Raw genomic sequence first — 18,063 nt, 5'->3', positions numbered from 1 at the left:
GTCCACAGACTCGTCAACCACGCACGGGTCGTTCAGGCGTCGACCCACATCTCCCCGGCCGGATCGAGTGTCCCCGTTCCCGACGTGACGGCAGCGACCAGATCGGCCAGCTCCGCAGAGTCCCTCGCCGCGAGGGTGAGGACCGCGGATTCCGCGTACGCCGTGTCCACCACGACGACGCCCCGTCCCCGCAACTCCGACTCGACGCGTCCCGCCTCGGCGTGACCGACGGCGAGGGTGTGCAGGTGGCGACGTTCCCTCCGCACGAGCGGTGCGGCATCGACCGCGGCGGCCACCGCGCCCGAGTAGGCGCGCACCAGTCCGCCCGCCCCCAGTTTGATTCCCCCGAAGTACCGGGTCACGACGACCGCGACGTCGACGAGGTCGCGGGCCTTGAGCACTTGCAGCATCGGAATGCCCGCGGTGCCACCGGGTTCGCCGTCGTCGTTCGCGCGCTCGACCCGGTCGGACGGCCCGTTGCCGACGATGAACGCCGAACAGTGATGTCGCGCATCGGGATACGCGCCGCGTCGGTCCTGGACGAAAGCCTGCGCCGCGTCGGCGTCCTCGACGCGCCGCAGGGCCGCGATGAAGCGTGAATGCTTTACCTCCGTCTCGAGAGTGAGATCGGCGGCGCGGGGAGCGAGGGTGTACGGCACCGGACCATTGTCTCCTGCCCTGATCCCGGTGCTGCGTGCCGCGAGTGACGGCAGTGACCGACGGGTATCCGTACGCTAGCGTCGGAAGAGCGCACGCAGACGACCACTTGTCGACTAGGAGAAGTCATGACGTTCACGCCCGGAGGGCCGAGTTACGGTCCGCCCGCGCAACCGACTGCAGGGGGAGAATCGAAAGGCCTGGGCTTCTTCCTTCTGATCGGTGTCGCAGTTCTCGGTGTCCTCAACCTGCTGCTCGGATTCGCGCCCTATGCCACGTTGGCGCGAGAATCCGTGAACTCGTTCGAAGCCAACACGGACGGGCTCGGACTGCTGTTCCTCGGTGGTCTGCTCGCCGCGGCGTCCCTTCTGCCGAAGCATTCCTATGCGGGTGCGGCCGCGGCGGCGTCCGTCGCGGGCTGGGTCGTCGCGTTGTTCGTCTTCCTGAACGTCGACGCGGATTCCGGCTGGGGCGCAATCCTGATCCTCGTTCTCGGCTTCATCCAGTCGGCCGTGGCCGTCGCGGCGGTGCTGTTCGACATCGGCGTGCTGAAGCAGCCGGCGCCCAAGCCGGCCGCGGCCGCGGGCTTCGGTCAGCCGGGCCAGGCCCCGCAGGGGTACGGCCCGGGCGCCCCGCAGGGGTACGGGCAGGGCCCGCAGCAGTCGTATGGACAGCAGCAGCCGCAGGGTTACGGCCAGAGCGCCCCGCAGGGCTACGGGCAGCAGAGCCAGTCGCAGCCCGGTTACGGGCAGCAGAACCAGCCCGGCTACGGCCAGCAGGGTTACGGCCAGCAGGGCCAGCCGTCGCAGAGCCAGCCGGGCTACACCCAGGGTTACGGACAGCCCCAGCAGCCGGGCTACGGAGCGGGCGCGAGTGCCGGATCCGCGTCGTACGACGCCCCGACCACCGCCTACCAGCAGCCGCAGTACCAGGGGTACTCGCAGCCGCCGATGCCGTCGCAGCCCACCGGGACGCCCAGCTCGCAGTACCCGGCGGGGACCAGTTACGGTTCGGCGCAGCACGCGGCGCCGGCGTACGGGTCGCCGTCCGAGTCCTCGCCCGTGGAGCGCACTCTGGAGTACGGCGAGCAGCCGTCCAGCGAGGCGAAGCCGGCCGAATCGGCAGAGAAGTCCGAATCGGAGGGGTACAGCGCGCCCACGCAGGCGTTCGACACGCGCGCCGACAGGGACGACAAGTAGCGGTCCATCCAGCAGGTGGCCTCTGACCGAACCTGGTCGGAGGCCACTTCTGTGCGGCGCGCCTGACCGCTGTCGCGGCGTCGGAGTGCCACTCTCGAGGGGATGAGTTCTTTGGTTGATCGTGCTCAGCGCGTCGCACAGGGTGCACGACGGCGAGCCGTCCGTGACGACGAGCGGCGAGCCGTCCGTGACGACGAGCGGCGTGCCGGCCGTGGTGATGAGCGGCGTGCCCCGCGACAGCGTCCCGTGCCCGACGCCGACGAGATGCGGGCGCTGCTGGCGATAGCGTTCCGGCCCGCGGGGGTCACGGTCGTCCTGCTGTCCGCGCTCGTCGTCGTCACGCTGGTGGCGGCGAACAGTGATCTCACGGGAACGTTCGGTGCCATCGCGGCGTCGTGGCTGGCGATTCACCAGGTGCCGTTGACGATCGACGGCACGTCTCTCGGTGTCCTCCCTCTGATCCCGACGGCGGGGATGATGTGGGCCGTCGCCCGCGGATGCGCGGCGGTGGTGCATCCGGCGTCCTCGCGGCGGCACGCTCTGCAGGTGATCGGCGCCGCGGTGGCCGGACCGCTGGTCGTGACGGCCATCGCCCTCGCGGTCATCGCGGACGCGTCGGCGGTGATCCCGCTGTCCTCACCGAACGCGCTCGCCGCGTTCGGGTGGGTGCTGTTGGTGCACCTGCTCGCGGCGGGGATCGGGGTGACGGTCGCGATGTGGCCGACGCTCGGTGCGCAGGTTCCGTCGTGGGTCCGGGACGCGGTGCGTCCGGGACTGCGCGCGATGTCGGCGATTGTCGGTGCCGGCGCGGTGCTGGTCACGATCTCGCTGCTGCTGGAGTGGTCCACGGTCGGGTCGCTGCTCGAACGCGGCGACGGCGTCGTCGGCACGCTCGGACTGACGATCCTGTCGGTGCTGTACCTGCCGAACGTGGTGGTGGGTGCCGCGGCCGCCGTCATGGGCGGGACCGCGCAGATCGGCGATGTCTCGGTCAGTGTGTTCGGCAACGTCGGTGGTGCGCTGCCGCCGTTGCCGCTGCTCGGTGCGGTTCCCGACGGGGTGTCGGGTGGTGCCTGGCCGGCGTTGCTGGTGATTCCACTGCTGATCGGCGTGATGCTCGGACGCGACTGCGGACGTCGCGTCGCTGGGCAGGAAGCGCTGTTCACCGTGCTGACCGCCGCCGGGGGTGTGGGTGCGGCGACGGCCGTGCTCGGTCTGGTGTCCGGGGGAAGGCTCGGCGCCTTCGGAACGGTGGAGCTGAACTGGTGGGCGTTCGGGCTGCTCACGTTCGCGTGGCTCGGGCTCGCGGGCGCGGTGACGGCGGTGGTCGTGGCCTGGCACCGGAGCCGGGGCGCCGCCGACGAGGCCGACACTGAGGACGAGGAACCGCACCTTCCCGGCGCGGAGGAGGTTCCGGCGATCGCCGCCCCGATCACCGAGGAGCCGGAGGTCCCGGCGGCCGCCCCCGGCCGGGTGATCGAGGCCGAACTCGTTGACGACACCGAAGCGCCCGCAGCCGCCGTCGCACCGCAGGACACCGACGCCGAGGCCGAGGTCGTGGTGGACGCCGAGGTCGAGGAGGACGCGTCGACGGCAGAACCGGAGGGGCCAGGTAAGGCGGTCAACGCCTCGGAAGCCGACCTGCCCCGCGGGCCCGCAACCCCCAGCGACTAGGCTCTTGGTCGGTCGACGATGCGACCGCCCCCTTTCGATTCACCCGGCCTTTCGATTGTTCAGGAGTAGAGCGCTGACTTCCTCGCGTGACCACCTGAGGCCCACGACCGGTTCGCCGGCGCGGATCGTCGTACTCGCCTCCGGTGCGGGAACGCTCCTGAGGTCGCTGATCGAAGCAACGCGCACGGACGGGTACCCCGCCGAGATCGTCGCCGTCGGCGTGGACCGCGACTGCGACGCGACCACCCATGCGAACGCGGCGGGCATTCCGCACTTCCGGTTGAGCCTGCGCGAGCATGCCGACCGTGCCGCGTGGGACGTCGCGCTGACCGAGGCCGTCGCGTCGCACCAGCCGTCGCTCGTGGTGTCGGCGGGATTCATGAAGATCCTCGGCCCCGCCTTCCTGGACCGCTTCGGTGGACGCATCATCAATACGCACCCCGCGTTGCTGCCCGCCTTCCCCGGCGCGCACGCGGTCCCGGATGCGCTGGCCTACGGCGTCAAGGTGTCGGGATCGACGGTCCACCTCGTGGACGCGGGGGTCGACACCGGGCCGATCCTGGCGCAGGAGCCCGTGCCGGTGCTCGACGGCGACGACGAGTCGACCCTGCACGAGCGCATCAAGACTGTGGAGCGACGGTTGCTGGCGGACGTCATCGCCGCTGTCGCCACCCGTGGAGTTGTTTCCGATGGACGAAAGGCCGTGATCCCCAGTGAGTGAACGCAAGGCAGTACGCCGAGCGCTCGTCAGCGTCTACGACAAGACCGGTCTGGTCGAACTGGCTACGGGCCTGCACAAGGCAGGCGTCGAGCTGGTGTCGACAGGGTCGACTGCAGCGAAGATCGCCGACGCCGGCATCCCGGTCACCCCCGTCGAGGCGCTGACGGGTTTCCCCGAGTGCCTCGAGGGCCGGGTCAAGACCCTGCACCCCCGGGTGCACGCCGGCGTCCTCGCGGACACCCGGAAGCCGGAGCACCTCGCGCAGCTCGAGGAGCTCGGCATCGAGGCGTTCCAGCTGGTGGTCGTGAACCTGTATCCGTTCACCCAGACCGTGGCCTCGGGTGCGACCCCCGACGAATGCGTCGAGCAGATCGACATCGGCGGCCCGTCCATGGTGCGCGCCGCCGCGAAGAACCACCCGTCGGTGGCCGTCGTGGTGGATCCCGCCCGCTACGACGACGTGCTCACCGCGATCGCCGGTGGTGGTTTCACGCTGCCCGAGCGCACCGCCCTCGCCGCGCAGGCGTTCCAGCACACCGCGTCGTACGACGTCGCGGTCGCGAGCTGGATGACGTCCACGCTGGTGGACAGCGGTGACTCGCAGTTCCCCGAGTGGGCGGGCGCCACCTGGGACCGCTCCGCCGTCCTGCGGTACGGGGAGAACCCGCACCAGGCCGCGGCCCTCTACGTGAACTCCGCTGCCCCGGCCGGTCTGGCGCAGGCCGAGCAGCTGCACGGCAAGGAAATGTCGTACAACAACTACACCGACGGTGACGCGGCGTGGCGTGCGGCGTTCGACTTCAGTGAGCCGGCCGTCGCGATCATCAAGCACGCGAACCCGTGTGGCATCGCGGTCGGTGCCGACATCGCCGAGGCGCACCGCAAGGCGCACGCCTGCGACCCGGTCAGCGCCTATGGCGGAGTCATCGCCGCGAACCGTGAGATCACCGTCGAGATGGCCGAGCAGGTCGCCGAGATCTTCACCGAGGTGATCATCGCCCCGTCCTACGCGGACGGCGCGCTCGGCGTGCTGCAGCGCAAGAAGAACGTCCGCGTCCTCCTCGCGCAGGCGCCCACCGCGACGGGAATCGAACTGCGTCCCGTGTCGGGTGGGGCTCTCCTGCAGGAGCGCGACGTGCTCGACGCCGAGGGCGACGACCCCGCCAACTGGACCCTGGCCGTCGGCGACGCCGCCGACGAGCAGACCCTGAAGGATCTCGAGTTCGCGTGGCGCGCGTGCCGTTCGGTGAAGTCCAACGCCATCCTGCTCGCCTCCGACGGCGCGTCGGTCGGCGTCGGCATGGGCCAGGTCAACCGCGTCGACTCCGCGCACCTCGCGGTGCAGCGGGCCGGTGACCGGGTGGTCGGGTCGGTGGGTGCGTCCGACGCGTTCTTCCCGTTCCCCGACGGACTGCAGGTCCTCGCGAACGCCGGCGTCAAGGCCGTCGTGCAGCCGGGTGGTTCCGTCCGCGACAACGAGGTGATCGATGCGGCGAAGGAAGCCGGCATCACCATGTACCTGACGGGTGCGCGGCACTTCGCGCACTAGCGTCCGGCTTTTCTCGAACGGGTCTCGGCATCGCGCCGGGGCCCGTTCTGCTTTGTCAGGCGGCTGCGGCCCCGTGCGTGCGGCCGGTGCCCTCGAGTTCACGCGGCGAACCGGTGATGACCACGCGGGCGGCGCCGCGACTGCGGACCTCGCTGATCAGCGCACCCAGACCGGCCTCGTGGGCGGCGTCGCAATGCGACAGGTCGAGGGTGACGGCGTAACCGGTGAGGTCGTCCGGCAGGTCCAGATACGGGGGAGAGGTGGACAGTTGGTTGATGCGAAGTTTCATGTGGTGCTCCTGAAAGTGAAAGGTAAAAGAAAAGGCACCCGAGGGGTTTGCCCTGGGTGCCCGAGAACGACTTGGTTGAGTCTCAACGTTCTCGGGGTGCGCCGTACTTGGTGATGTGCTTGTCGGCGGAGCATCGACGCCATGCGGGTACGGATGCGAAGAGCGCGTGAAGCTGCATCATGGCCGTACCTTTCTGCGTGTCGTTGCTGGTTGGTAGATGACCGTACAGCACCGGTTGAGGGTTTGCACCTCCATTATCCGGCCACCGCGCAGGAAGGCACGGTTGAGCAGCGAGTCTTCGCCCAGAGTTGCTGTCCCGTTCACATCCGCACCTCGTCCGTCAATCCCACCACTTTGGTTACAGCTTGCTTTCGATCCGGACTCGAGCAGCACGAACGCGCGGTGCAGCTGATTCACTCGGGGCTGATGTGACTCGAGTGGCACCTGTGGAAGGAGAGTGGCGCCCGGACTGCGACGGTGCGCCCATCCCCGTTATGAACCGTTTTGCGATCAAGGCCGGCCTCGGCGCCTGCGTCCTGGGTGCGTCCGCGCTCATCCCTGCTCAGGTGTCGGCGGAGCCCGCGGCGACGGCGACCGGCACCGAACTGTCCGGGATGACGGTGTTCCTCGACCCCGGACATCAGGGTTCCAGCGAGGGCCACGACCTCGCACAGCAGGTCAACGATGGCCGCGGCAACACCAAGGACTGCCAGACGAGCGGCATGACGTCGCTGGGCGGGGTGCCCGAACACACCATCAACTGGAACGTCTCCCAGCTGGTGAAGAGCAGTCTCGAGAGCCTCGGGGCGAAGGTCGTCCTGAGTCGTCAGGACGACACCGGGTGGGGCGGGTGCATCGACGAAAGGGCTCGTGCGGCAAACGAATCGAACGCCGATCTGGCGGTGAGCATTCACGCGGACTCGACGGAGCAGGGTGAGGACGCGAGCAAGCACGGATTCCACATGATCATCCCGTCGTTGCCCATCCCGGACGAGAAGGCGGACGCGGCGCAGTCCGGGGGCGGGCTCGAGGCGTCGAAGATGATGCGTGACGCCTACAAGTCCGACGGTTTCGTTCCCGCCAACTACGCGGGCGTGAACGACGGCCTCCAGACCCGCGCCGACGTCGCCGGTCCGGCGCTGACCCAGGTTCCGCTGGTGTTCGTCGAGATGGGCAACGGGTCCAACAAGGAGGACTCCGCGCAGCTGGAGAGCACCGACGGCCAGTTGAAGCACGCCATCACCATCACGACGGGCATCGTCACCTACCTGCTGACGGGCTCGGAGGCGGCGCCTGCCCAGGAGCTGGCCGCAGCGCCGGCCGCGACCACGGCACCCGAGGCCGGCGAGGACGGCGCGTCGTCGACCACCACCACGACCCCGAAGGCGACCACCCCGAAGTCGGCGAACCCGCAGTCGACGGCACCGGACTCGGCGCAGCTGTCCGAGCTGATGGAGATGCTCGCGCCGCTGCTGGAGGTCCAGGGGCTGGACGGGCTGGAGGACCTCGTCAACGACAAGAACCTCGGGCTCGTGTCCGATCTGGCGAGTACGTTGCTGGCCGTGATCACCGGGGCCGGCGGGGCGAACTGATCACAGTGCCGCGATCCACCTGCTGAACGGTTCGGTGAACTCCGCCGAGTAGGGCAGCGGTTCCACGTAATCCGGACCGGTGGACGGACGGTCGCCGACGTCCTTGAGGACGTGATTGGCGTTCGTCATCCGCACCGGCGTCAGCGCGGTGTGCGCGAGGGCGTCATTCAGGCCGTCGACGTCCGCGAGTTGCACCTGAATGTCCTTGGCGGAGCAGCTCGTGAGAACCGGGAAACCGGAGGGCAGCCGGCCGGCCAGTGCGCGGGGGTCGAGAGCGTCCTCCTCCGCGAGGGCCTTGGCGTTGGCGTGGACCAGCCCGGCGTTCTGCAGGGGTTCCGGCAGGTCGTCGGGGATCGTGCCCGACGTGCGCAGCGATTCGACGGTGTCCGCGAGCGCGAGCCGCAGCTCGTCGGCCAGCTCCACCGGCAGTTGTCCGGCGCCGACGACGGCGTCGAGTTGTCCGTGGATCTGCGTGGTGAGCAGGTCGAGGAGCCGGACGCTGAGCGGTTCGAGCAGTCCGACGGCGCGCACCCGCGACTCGTTCTCCGCGGTGGCGAGCGCGAGGGCGACGAGTCCGCCGTCGCTGTGCCCGATGACGATCAGCCGGGACGGGTCGACTCCGGGCTGGGCGGCCAGGAAGTCCAGGCCCGCGGACGCGGCGTCGACGAAGGTGGTGAAGCCGAGACCGCCGACCTCCTCCACCTCGTACGGGCCGAGGGCGGTTTCGCCGCTGCCGATCTTGTCGTAGCGCAGACTCGCGATGCCGTGCCGTTCGAGCACGTCGGCGAGGTGGCGGAGGGTTCCGATGTCACCGGGGAGCAGGGCACTGTCGCCGTTGCGGTCGGTCGGACCGCTGCCGGCGAGCAGCAGTGCGGCGGGCGCCGACCCGTTCGCGTCGGCGGGCGTGCGGAGGCTGCCGTAGTAGGTGACGGCACCGCTGGCGAAGGTGATCTCGGTGTCAGGCATGGGGACTGTCTACCAGTTCACGTCGCGCGCAGTCGCCGCACCCGTTGCACTCCGCCGTGACGACGGCGGGAGGCGTCGCGGCCGAGATCTCAGAGAAGCATCACAGAACTCACATATTCGGCGATTAGCGTCTGCATCACCAGTTGTTCCAACGGATTACGTCCGAGACGAGCTCCCGACTCCAGGAAGGTGCCGCATCATGAACGTCGTACAGTTGACCACCGGTGATTTCGTCGCCGCCATGTTCTCCCTCGACTTCGTCGACGGCGGATTCCGCCGGGAGGCCGTCGAGCGGATTCACCGGGGCGCGATCGACGAGTGGGTGTCTGCGCTCACCGGGTCGGGTCTGTTCTCCAACCGTGCGGTTGCGAACGTGGTCCGGGCATGGCGAGCCGATCCGCGACTCCTGCTGGATTCGCTTCTGGCGGCGGCCGATCCGGAGACGCTCGAGCGCTACCGTGCCGCCTGGAGCGAGTTGGACGCCGCGTCTTCGTGCGCGGTTGCCGCGTAGGCGCGCAGTGCTCGGGAGGGGCTGGCGCACGTTAACCGCGTGCCGATTCGCCCGAACCCTCGTAGCGTGGAGTGGTGACGTCATCGGAACACAGACCTTCCACCGTCGGCGAGCTCCGCGAGTCGGGCCACGTTCAACGCACCGTCAAGGAAGAGATCCGCGAGAATCTGCTCGCGGCCCTACGCGACGGTCGTGACCCGTGGCCCGGCATCGTCGGTTTCGAGGAGACGGTGGAACCGCAACTCGAACGGGCACTCATCGCAGGTCACGACGTGGTGTTGCTCGGCGAACGAGGTCAGGGCAAGACCCGCCTCCTCCGCACCCTCAATCTGCTCCTCGACGAATGGACCCCGGTGATCGCCGGTTCCGAACTCGGGGAGCACCCCTATGAGCCCATCACCCCGGCGTCGATCCGCAGGGCGCAGGAACTGGGCGACAGCCTCCCGGTCGCGTGGCGGCACCGCAGTGAGCGGTACTCGGAGAAGCTCGCTACCCCGGACACGTCGGTGGCGGACCTCGTCGGCGACGTCGACCCCGTGAAGGTCGCGGAGGGCCGCAGTCTCGGCGACCCGGAGACCATCCACTTCGGTCTCGTTCCCCGCGCGCACCGGGGCATCGTCGCCATCAACGAGCTGCCCGACCTCGCCGAACGCATCCAGGTGTCGCTGCTCAACGTCATGGAGGAACGCGACATCCAGGTCCGCGGGTACACCCTCCGGTTGCCGCTGGACGTCCTCATGGTGGCCAGCGCGAACCCGGAGGACTACACGAACCGCGGTCGCATCATCACCCCGCTGAAGGACCGGTTCGGTGCCGAGATCCGGACGCACTACCCGACGCGTCTCGACGACGAGGTCGCGGTCATCCTGCAGGAAGCGCACCTCACCGCCGAGGTGCCCGAGTACCTCCTCGAGATCCTGGCCCGGTTCACCCGGCTACTCCGCGAGTCGACGTCCGTCGATCAGCGGTCGGGGGTGTCCGCCCGCTTCGCGGTGGCCGGCGCCGAAACCGTCAGTGCGGCCGCGGTGCATCGCGGCGCCGTCCTCGGCGAGGCCGACCCGGTCGCGCGGCCCGTCGACCTCGAGACCGTCGTCGACGTGCTGCGGGGCAAAGTGGAATTCGAATCCGGTGAGGAGGGACGTGAGATCGAGGTCCTCGAACACCTGCTCCGGCGGGCGACGGCCGACACGGTCCGCACCCGGCTCGGCGGCATCGACCTCGCCGAACTTGTGGACGCCGTCGAACAGGGTGACCCGGTGGTCACCGGCGAACGGATCACGGCGAAGGCGCTGCTGAACGAGCTGCCCGAACTCGAGGTCCTCGACGTGCTCGCCGAACGTCTGGGCGCGGAGTCCGACGGCGAGCGGGCCGCGGCGGCCGAGTTCGCGCTCGAAGGGCTGTACCTGGCGCGGCGGATCTCCAAGAACCCGGACATCAACGGGCAGACGGTGTATTCGTAATGTCCCGCAAGGCGGAACGCGGGCCGCACAACGCGCGGTACGGCCCGTACGAGGGCGGTGATCCGCTGGCGGCGCCGGTGGACCTGCGCGAGGCGCTCGCCGCGATCGGCGACGACGTGTTCGCGGGCAGTTCGCCGCGGCAGGCGCTGCGCGAGCTGCTGCGCCGCGGCAGCCGGGACATGCGCGGCCTCGACGAGCTCGCGGCCGAAGCCAATCGCCGCCGCCGCGAACTGCTGAAGCGGAACAACCTGAACGGCACCCTCGAAGAGGTCCGGGAACTTCTGGACCGCGCGGTGCTCGAGGAACGCAAGACCCTCGCCCGCGCGCTCGACGACGACGCCCGCTTCTCGGAGATGCGCCTCGAGGAACTGTCGCCGTCCACCGCGCAGGCCGTGCAGGACCTCGCCGACTACGACTGGCGCAGTTCGGAAGCCCGTGCCGACTACGAGAAGATCCGCGACCTGCTGGGCCGCGAGGTGCTGGACCAGCGGTTCGCCGGCATGAAACAGGCGCTCGAGGGTGCCACGGAGGAAGACCGCGAACGCATCCGGGAGATGCTGTCCGACCTCAACGACCTGCTCGACAAGCATTCCCGCGGCGAGGACACCCAGGAGCAGTTCGACGAGTTCATGGACAAACACGGCGAGTACTTCCCGGAGAACCCGCGCAACGTCGAGGAACTGCTCGACTCGCTGGCGCAGCGCGCGGCGGCGGCGCAGCGGCTGCGGAACTCGCTGTCGCAGGAGCAGCGCGACGAACTCGACGCGCTGGCGCAGCAGGCGTTCGGCGACCCGTCGCTGATCGGACAGCTGGACCGCCTCGACCAGCACCTACAGGCCGCCCGGCCCGGCGAGGACTGGCAGGGCGCGCAGCGGTTCCGCGGCGACGACGGCATGGGCCTGGGCGAGGGCACCGGGGCGTTGCAGGACATCGCGGAACTCGAGTCGCTCGCCGAGCAACTGTCGCAGCAGTACGCGGGCGCACAACTCGACGACATCGACGCCGAGGCCCTGGCCCGGCAACTGGGCGACGAGGCGGCGGCGGATGCGCAGACCCTCGCCGAACTGGAGAAGGCACTGCGGGACCAGGGTTTCTTCGACCGCGGGGCGGACGGCCAGTGGCGGCTGTCGCCCAAGGCGATGCGCCAACTCGGTCAGACGGCACTGCGGGACGTGGCGCAGCAACTGTCTTCGCGCGGCGGGCAACGGGAGACGCGGCGCGCCGGGGCGATGGGGGAGCCGACGGGGGCGTCCCGCGAGTGGGCGTTCGGCGACACCGAGCCGTGGGACGTCACCCGCACCATCACCAACGCGGTGCTGCGGGCGGCGTCCGATCCGGTCGAACGCGGTCGCGTCCCGGTCCGGTTGTCCGTGGCGGACGTGGAGGTGATGGAGACCGAGCAGCGGTCGCAGGCGGCGGTCGCGTTGCTGGTCGACACGTCGTTCTCGATGGTGATGGAGGGGCGGTGGGTGCCGATGAAACGCACCGCACTCGCGCTGAATCATCTGGTGAGCACCCGGTTCCGCAGCGACGAACTGCAGCTCATCTCGTTCGGCAGGCACGCGCAGGTGCTGACGCCGTCGGAGCTGGCGGGCCTGGACGGCGCCTGGGACCAGGGCACCAACCTGCACCACGCGCTGCTGCTGGCCGCCCGGCATCTGCGCAGGCATCCCAACGCCCAGCCGGTGGTCCTGATCGTCACGGACGGTGAGCCGACCGCGCACCTCGAGCCGGACGGCTTCGCGTACTTCGACTACCCGCCGAGTGCCCGGACCCTCGGTCTGACGGTCCGGGAACTCGACACCCTCGCCCGGCTCGGCGCGCACGTCACGTTCTTCCGGCTCGGTGAGGATCCCGGTCTCGCGCGGGTGGTGGACCGGATGGCGGAACGGGTCGGCGGACGCGTCGTGGCGCCGGGTCTGGACGGTCTCGGCGCCGCCGTCGTCAGCGACTACATGCGCCGCAGGCGCTGACCCGTGAGTACTTGTCAACCGCCCGCGGTTAACAAGTACTCACGGGTGCGTCAGCGCACGGCGGGCTGGTGCTGGGTGATGCAGTGGATGCCGCCGCCGCGGGCGAAGAGCGGGCGGGCGTCGACGGAGACGACCGTGCGTCCCGGGTAGGCGGCCGACAGGATCGCGACCGCTTCCTCGTCCGCGGGATCGTCGAAGCTGCACGCGATGACGCCGCCGTTCACGACGAAATGGTTGATGTAGCTGTAGTCGACGAAACCCTCCTCGTCGCGCAGGACCGTCGGCGCGGGGACGGTGATGATCTCCCACGACTCACCGCGGGCGTCCGTGGTCTGCTTCAGCACGTCGATGACGGCCTTGCTGACCTCGAAGTCGGGGTGGTCGGGGTTGCGCTGATCGTGCACCAGGACGACACCCGGCGAGGGGATGGCGGCGACGATGTCGACGTGCCCGCGGGTGCCGTACGTGTCGGAGTCGCGGGTCAGCCCGCGCGGCAGCCAGATCACCGTGGTGGCACCGATCGTGCGGGCGAGTTCGGCCTCGATGTCCGCCTTCGACAGGTCCGGGTTGCGGCCGGGGTCGAGTTGCACGGTCTCGGTGACCAGGACGGTGCCGAGGCCGTCGACCTGGATGCCGCCGCCCTCGTTGACGATCGGCGAGTCGACGAGTTCGGCACCGGACCGCTCGACCACCAGGGCGCCGATTTTCGAGTCCTTGTCCCACTGGGCCCAGTCCTGGCCGCCCCAGCCGTTGAAGATCCAGTCGACGCCGCCGAGGCGTCCGTCCTCGGACAGCACGAACGTGGGTCCGATGTCGCGCATCCAGGCGTCGTTCAGCGGTGCCTCGACGATGTCGATGTCGGGGGACAGGTACTGTGCGGCCGCCGGCACCTCACCGGGGTCGACGACGACGGTGACCGGTTCGAATCGTGCGACCGCGTGCGCCACCTCGGCCCATGTGGTGCGCGCCTCGTGCTGCTCCTCGGGGGTGTCGCCCAGGGAGTAGCCCGCACTGGGATAGGCCATCCAGGTGCGTTCGTGCAGTTCGCCTTCCGCGGGCATGCGCCAGGACATCAGTTCCTCCCGAACGGGGATGCGTGATCGACGGGCTCGGTGAGGACGCCGTACGTGTCGGGGCGACGGGTGGCCAGGAACGGGAACAGCGTCAGCCAGTCCTCGCGCTGCTGGAGGTCGAGGTCCGCGACCAGCACGGCGGATTCGTCGCGCGGGGCCTGCGCGAGGATGCGGCCGTAGGGGTCGGAGATGAACGACGAGCCGTAGAACGTGATGAGGCCTTCGCCGCCGTGGCGGTTGGGCACCACCATGAACGTGCCGTTCGCGATGCCGTTGCCGACGATCACCTGCTGCCACAGCGGCTGGGTGTCGAACTGCGAGTGGTCGGGTTCCGAGCCGATTGCGGTGGGGTACACCAGGATCTCGGCGCCGCCGAGCGAGTAGGCGCGGGCGACCTCGGGGAACCATTCGTCCCAGCAGGTGGGGAGTCCGAGCTTGACGCCGTCCAGTGCCTCGGCGGTGTGGACGGGGTACGGGTTCTCGGCCGGGCCGCCGCGGAAGTAGGTGTCCTCGTAGTAGCCGGCGGTGACGGGGATGTGCAGCTTGCGGGTGCGCGCGAGCAGTTCGCCGGACGGGGAGACGAGGATGGCGGTGTTGAATCCGAGCCCGTCCTCGTACCGGACGCCGTTCTCGGAGTCGTTGCGCTCGTACAGGGACGCGTGGACGAGGACGCCGTGTTCGGCGGCGGCCTTGGCGGCGAACGTGAACGTGGGTCCCGTGAGGAGGTCCTCGGCGTGGCGGCCGGGGTTGTCACCGCCTTCGACGAAGGCCGGGTACCGGCTCAGGGTGAGTTCGGGGAGGAACACCACGCGCGCCCCGAGCGTGGCTGCGGCGGCGATGCCCTCGTCGAGTTCGGCCCGCAGATCCTGCTCGTTCTCGTGCCAGCGGTGCTGGACGAGGCCGACGCGGAGCGGGGTGCGTCCGGTCTCGCGCGTCCTCGACAGGGACTCGGGCGGGGTGAGGGCGGTGATCGTCAACATTGTGTTTCCTCGGATGTTCGGTTCGGCGAGCGCCTAAAACGAATTGGATTCGTTAAGTATGGTGGGTAAATGCTCGGCGATCAAGGGGCGGGGAGCGAAGATTTCGATTCCTTCGGTATCCGCCCTGGTCGCCGCTACGGCGGCGCCGAGGCGCGCGTCGCCGGTGACACACACCGACCAGGAGGGCACCCATGCCACGGCCATCGCAGCGACTGCTGTCGCCGGAGATCATCACCGAAGCCGCCATGCGCATGGTGGACCTCACGGGTGATTTCACGATGCCGGGTCTCGCCGAACGGCTGAAGGTGCGGCCCTCCTCCCTGTACAACCACGTGTCCGGGAGGGCGGAGATCATCGAATTGATGCGTGCCCGCATGATGGCGGGCATCGTGGTGGCGGACCCCGACGGCAAGTGGAGCGAGACGGTGGCCGGCCTGGCGCGCGAATATCGGCGCAACTACGCCGAGCATCCTCGGCTGATTCCCCTGTTCACCGCGCACACAGTGCAGTCCGGTGTGGCATTCGCTCTGTACAACGCTCTGGCGCAGGCATTCTCGGACGGCGGCTTCACGCCCGAGGAGATTCTGCACGCCATCACGACGGTCGACAGTTTCGTGCTGGGGTCGGCGCTGGACCTCGCCGCACCCGAGGTGGTCTGGGCGACCGCCCCGGAGGCGAACGAGTCCATGCGGGCCGCCCTGGCCACGTCCGGGCCGAACCCCGGACGGGCGGATGCAGCATTCGAGTTCGGGCTGCGGACGCTTATCGCTGGCTTGGTGGCGCAGGCTCCGAACGAGCCGTGAGATCGCTCTCGTCCCGCAACGCGGAGGTGTCGCGGTTGAGGGTCTTGCCCTCGAAGAACGCGGGACTGCGGAAGCGCATGACCATCATCAGCACGGCGCCGAGCAGGAGGATGCCGAAGCCCAGGAAGAAGACCAGGCCGATGCCGCCGATCGACGCGCCGCTCGCGTTGTCCGGGTTCATGCTCTCCTCGATCGAGATCACGAACACCGCGAGCAGCACGAGGCCGCCGAGGACCGGGAACGCGAACCGGAAGACGAAGTTGCGGACACTCGCGAACAGGCTGTCCCGGAAGTACCAGACACACGCGAACGCCGTGATGCCGTAATACCAGCAGATCATGATTCCCAGCGCGGCGATGGTGTCGAGCAGCGTGCGCTCGGACAGGAACGTGACGACGGTGTAGAAGACCGCCGTCACCACACCGGCGACGACCGTGGCGAACGACGGGACGAGGAACCGGGGGCTCACGTCGGCGAGCTTCTTGGGGAAGGCCCCGTAGGCGCCCATGGCGAGCATGGTCCGCGCGGCGGGCAGGAACGTGGTCTGCAGGCTCGCGACCGAGGAGACGAACACCGCGAGGAACAGCAGCATGCCGCCCCAGTTGCCGAGGACCGGATCGGCGAGGGCACCGAAGACGTTCTCGGAGTTGTCCGGGTTGCCCAGTCCGAGACCGTCCTCGCCGACGCCGGCATACATCATCGCCGCGACCGACACGAGCAGGTAGGTCAGCAGGATCGTGGTCACGCACAGCAGTCCCGCGCGGCCGGGGGTCTTCTTGGGGTTCTTGGACTCCTCGCCGAGCGTCAGGCAGGTGTCCCAGCCCCAGAACGCGAAGATCGAACCCGTCAGGCCGATCACGAACGCGCCGACGGCCAGCCCCGTGAACGGGTTGAACCAGCTCAGGTCGAACGAGAGCCCGGCGGGGGCGTCGCCGTTGCCGACGTGGACCAGTGCCACCACCGCGAACGCGATGAGCAGGACCATCTGGAAGCCGACGAGCGCGACCTGCAGGCGCTCACTGGTGGTGATGCCGCGGCTGGCGATCCACGTGGCGAGCGCGATGAAGAGCAGCGTGGTGCCCACGTTGACGAATTTGTTGCCGGGCAGGTCCGCGATGCTCGGTGCGTCGAACAGTTTCGCGATGAACAGATAGAAGAACTGGACGGCGATCGCCGCGAGGTTCGAGAGAACGATGATCGTGGCGATCACCATGCCCCAGCCGCACATCCAGCCCACGTACGGTCCGAACGCCTTCGTCGACCACGTGAACGACGCACCGCAGTCGGGTGATTCGGAGTTGAGTTCCCGGTACGCGTACGCCGTGAGGAACATGGGGATGAAGCCGGCGATGAAGATGGCGGGCATCTTCAACCCGACCGCCGCGACGATCAGCCCGATGCTGGCCGTCAGCGTGTAACCCGGTGCCACCGAGGAGATCCCGAGGATCGCCCCGGAGAACGTCCCGACCGCACCGGTGGCCAGGCCTTTGGTGCTCACGGCAACGCCGGCCGAGGCCGGTGCGCCCTCGCTGTTCGTCATGTCTGAACCTCCGGTCGGGAATGATCGTGGATCCGGGGCGGGTGTCGCGGACGGTTTACTCACTGCCTGAAAACTCCTGCTTGGGGACGACCACCATGGGCACCGGCAGGACGCGGAGCATCTTGGCCGCGGTGGATCCCAGGAACAGTCGATGAGGTTGGGCGAGCCGGCTGGAGCCGACCATGACGAGGTCGCCGTCCTGCCACTCGAGTTTGCGGACCGCCGATTCCACGGAGGAGTCGTCGGCGATCGTGACGGAGACGGGAAAGTCTTCGGGAAGGGCGGATTTCGCCTCTTCGAGGGTGCTCTGCGCGTGGGCGACGGCCCGGTCGCGGAGGTCGCCGGGGGTGTCCCGGTGATCGCGGAGGTCGTTCTGCGGGTCGAGGGCGACGAGCGAGACGAGGCGGAGCGGGGTCTGCATCCGCTCGCACGTCCGCACCGCCGTCCGCAGCAGCACGTCGGCCCCGGCCCGGGTGCCGAGTGCGCATGTCACCTCGCGGATCTTCTTCGCGGAGGAGTGCCGCGCCCCGCGGGGTGCGAGGGCCAGCGGAACGTGCGCCGAGTGCAGCAGTTCCGTCGACACGGAGCCGACGGAGTGCCTGCCGAGCAGGCCGTCGCCGGCGGCGCCGACGACGATCGCCTGCGCCCCCAGCCGGGACACCTCGTCGATGAGGCCCTGCGCGAACGATTCGTGGAAACTCAGGTGCACGTCCACGTCGATGTCGCTCGGCACCGACGACTTCGCGTCGTCCAGCCAGCGCTGCGCGCGGGAGGCGAGGATGTCGTCGTAACCGGTTTCTGCCGGAACTCTCGCCGGGACCGTGCGGTCCGGCGGGAGAACCATGCAGATGTCGAGCTGTGCGCCGAGACTACGGGCGAGCTGTGCCCCGAGGGCCAGACCGTCCTCCCCGCTGGGGGTGGCGAGATATCCAACGACCAATCGCATGGTGACGGTTCCGTTCTGTCTCGGGGCGGGTGGTTTACGCGAAGCCGACGTACTTGGTCTCGAGGTACTCCTCGATGCCTTCGGTGCCGCCTTCGCTGCCGAGTCCGGACTGCTTGACTCCGCCGAACGG

General features: G+C 69.1%; 17 protein-coding genes. 9 read left to right on the top strand and 8 right to left on the bottom strand.

Translation table 11 applies throughout. The features are described 5' to 3' along the window. Positions 1-32 precede the first annotated feature (32 nt). Complete coding sequence (locus tag ACFTZB_RS27845; protein ID WP_124389200.1) at positions 33-659, bottom strand: YigZ family protein; 627 nt, start codon at positions 657-659, stop codon at positions 33-35. Positions 660-785: 126 nt separating this feature from the next. Between ACFTZB_RS27845 and ACFTZB_RS27840 the strand changes: the two genes are divergently transcribed. The 4 genes from ACFTZB_RS27840 (at position 786) to purH (ending at position 5,800) form a co-directional block, all read left to right on the top strand. Continuing rightward, positions 786-1,856: a DUF5336 domain-containing protein gene (locus ACFTZB_RS27840; RefSeq protein ID WP_378436139.1), complete on the top strand. Its 1,071-nt coding sequence runs from the start codon at positions 786-788 to the stop codon at positions 1,854-1,856. Between the two features lie 111 nt (positions 1,857-1,967). Beyond that, positions 1,968-3,530 carry a DUF6350 family protein gene (locus tag ACFTZB_RS27835; RefSeq protein ID WP_378436143.1) on the top strand — a complete coding sequence of 521 codons (1,563 nt, stop codon included), beginning with the start codon at positions 1,968-1,970 and terminating at the stop codon, positions 3,528-3,530. A 55-nt stretch (positions 3,531-3,585) separates the two neighbouring features. Beyond that, positions 3,586-4,251, top strand: a complete 666-nt coding sequence (gene purN, locus ACFTZB_RS27830; RefSeq protein WP_378436137.1) for a phosphoribosylglycinamide formyltransferase — start codon at positions 3,586-3,588, stop codon at positions 4,249-4,251. After that, positions 4,244-5,800, top strand: a complete 1,557-nt coding sequence (gene purH / locus ACFTZB_RS27825) for a bifunctional phosphoribosylaminoimidazolecarboxamide formyltransferase/IMP cyclohydrolase (protein WP_378436135.1) — start codon at positions 4,244-4,246, stop codon at positions 5,798-5,800. The genes purN and purH overlap by 8 nt, the downstream gene beginning before the upstream one ends. 55 nt (positions 5,801-5,855) lie before the next feature. On the opposite strand, the gene ACFTZB_RS27820 is transcribed toward purH, so the two are convergent. After that, positions 5,856-6,089 (bottom strand): hypothetical protein, encoded by a 234-nt coding sequence (locus ACFTZB_RS27820; RefSeq protein WP_015889394.1) that lies wholly within the window; start codon positions 6,087-6,089, stop codon positions 5,856-5,858. A gap of 494 nt (positions 6,090-6,583) precedes the next feature. Here ACFTZB_RS27820 and ACFTZB_RS27815 point away from each other — a divergent pair, with 494 nt between their 5' ends. Next, a complete protein-coding gene (locus tag ACFTZB_RS27815; RefSeq protein WP_378436132.1) occupies positions 6,584-7,681 on the top strand; it encodes an N-acetylmuramoyl-L-alanine amidase in 1,098 nt (365 codons plus the stop codon). Here ACFTZB_RS27815 and ACFTZB_RS27810 read toward each other — a convergent pair whose 3' ends face one another. After that, the gene (locus ACFTZB_RS27810; protein WP_378436130.1) at positions 7,682-8,647 is read right to left on the bottom strand and encodes an alpha/beta fold hydrolase; all 966 of its coding nucleotides are present in this window, start codon (positions 8,645-8,647) and stop codon (positions 7,682-7,684) included. A 199-nt stretch (positions 8,648-8,846) separates the two neighbouring features. Here ACFTZB_RS27810 and ACFTZB_RS27805 point away from each other — a divergent pair, with 199 nt between their 5' ends. The 3 genes from ACFTZB_RS27805 to ACFTZB_RS27795 all read left to right on the top strand — a co-directional run bounded on the left by ACFTZB_RS27805 (position 8,847) and on the right by ACFTZB_RS27795 (position 12,591). Then, positions 8,847-9,158 (top strand): hypothetical protein, encoded by a 312-nt coding sequence (locus ACFTZB_RS27805; RefSeq protein ID WP_378436128.1) that lies wholly within the window; start codon positions 8,847-8,849, stop codon positions 9,156-9,158. A 74-nt stretch (positions 9,159-9,232) separates the two neighbouring features. Beyond that, positions 9,233-10,618 (top strand): sigma 54-interacting transcriptional regulator, encoded by a 1,386-nt coding sequence (locus ACFTZB_RS27800; RefSeq protein ID WP_015889399.1) that lies wholly within the window; start codon positions 9,233-9,235, stop codon positions 10,616-10,618. Then, positions 10,618-12,591, top strand: a complete 1,974-nt coding sequence (locus ACFTZB_RS27795) for a VWA domain-containing protein (protein WP_378436126.1) — start codon at positions 10,618-10,620, stop codon at positions 12,589-12,591. The genes ACFTZB_RS27800 and ACFTZB_RS27795 overlap by 1 nt, the downstream gene beginning before the upstream one ends. Before the next feature lie 50 nt (positions 12,592-12,641). On the opposite strand, the gene ACFTZB_RS27790 is transcribed toward ACFTZB_RS27795, so the two are convergent. Both ACFTZB_RS27790 and ACFTZB_RS27785 read right to left on the bottom strand, forming a co-directional pair. Further along, positions 12,642-13,664, bottom strand: a complete 1,023-nt coding sequence (locus ACFTZB_RS27790; RefSeq protein WP_378436124.1) for an agmatine/peptidylarginine deiminase — start codon at positions 13,662-13,664, stop codon at positions 12,642-12,644. Continuing rightward, entirely contained in the window at positions 13,664-14,644 is a 981-nt protein-coding gene (locus tag ACFTZB_RS27785; protein ID WP_378436122.1) for a nitrilase-related carbon-nitrogen hydrolase, read from the bottom strand. The genes ACFTZB_RS27790 and ACFTZB_RS27785 overlap by 1 nt, the downstream gene beginning before the upstream one ends. Before the next feature lie 191 nt (positions 14,645-14,835). Here ACFTZB_RS27785 and ACFTZB_RS27780 point away from each other — a divergent pair, with 191 nt between their 5' ends. Then, positions 14,836-15,447 (top strand): TetR/AcrR family transcriptional regulator, encoded by a 612-nt coding sequence (locus ACFTZB_RS27780; RefSeq protein ID WP_015889403.1) that lies wholly within the window; start codon positions 14,836-14,838, stop codon positions 15,445-15,447. On the opposite strand, the gene ACFTZB_RS27775 is transcribed toward ACFTZB_RS27780, so the two are convergent. From ACFTZB_RS27775 to ACFTZB_RS27765, 3 genes are all read right to left on the bottom strand, one after another. Next, the gene (locus ACFTZB_RS27775) at positions 15,407-16,987 is read right to left on the bottom strand and encodes an APC family permease (RefSeq protein WP_378436119.1); all 1,581 of its coding nucleotides are present in this window, start codon (positions 16,985-16,987) and stop codon (positions 15,407-15,409) included. The two genes, ACFTZB_RS27780 and ACFTZB_RS27775, sit on opposite strands and share 41 nt — an antisense overlap. Before the next feature lie 55 nt (positions 16,988-17,042). Further along, positions 17,043-17,933 carry a universal stress protein gene (locus tag ACFTZB_RS27770; RefSeq protein ID WP_378436117.1) on the bottom strand — a complete coding sequence of 297 codons (891 nt, stop codon included), beginning with the start codon at positions 17,931-17,933 and terminating at the stop codon, positions 17,043-17,045. 34 nt (positions 17,934-17,967) lie between these two features. Further along, a partial coding sequence (locus ACFTZB_RS27765) for an aldehyde dehydrogenase family protein (protein ID WP_378436141.1) occupies positions 17,968-18,063 on the bottom strand: 96 nt, incomplete at its 5' end.

The organism is Rhodococcus sp. NPDC057014, from assembly GCF_042673295.1.
Classification (GTDB): Bacteria; Actinomycetota; Actinomycetes; order Mycobacteriales; family Mycobacteriaceae; genus Rhodococcus_F.
Note: the sequence above shows the minus strand (reverse complement) of the source record. Positions and strands in the feature narration are given on the sequence as shown.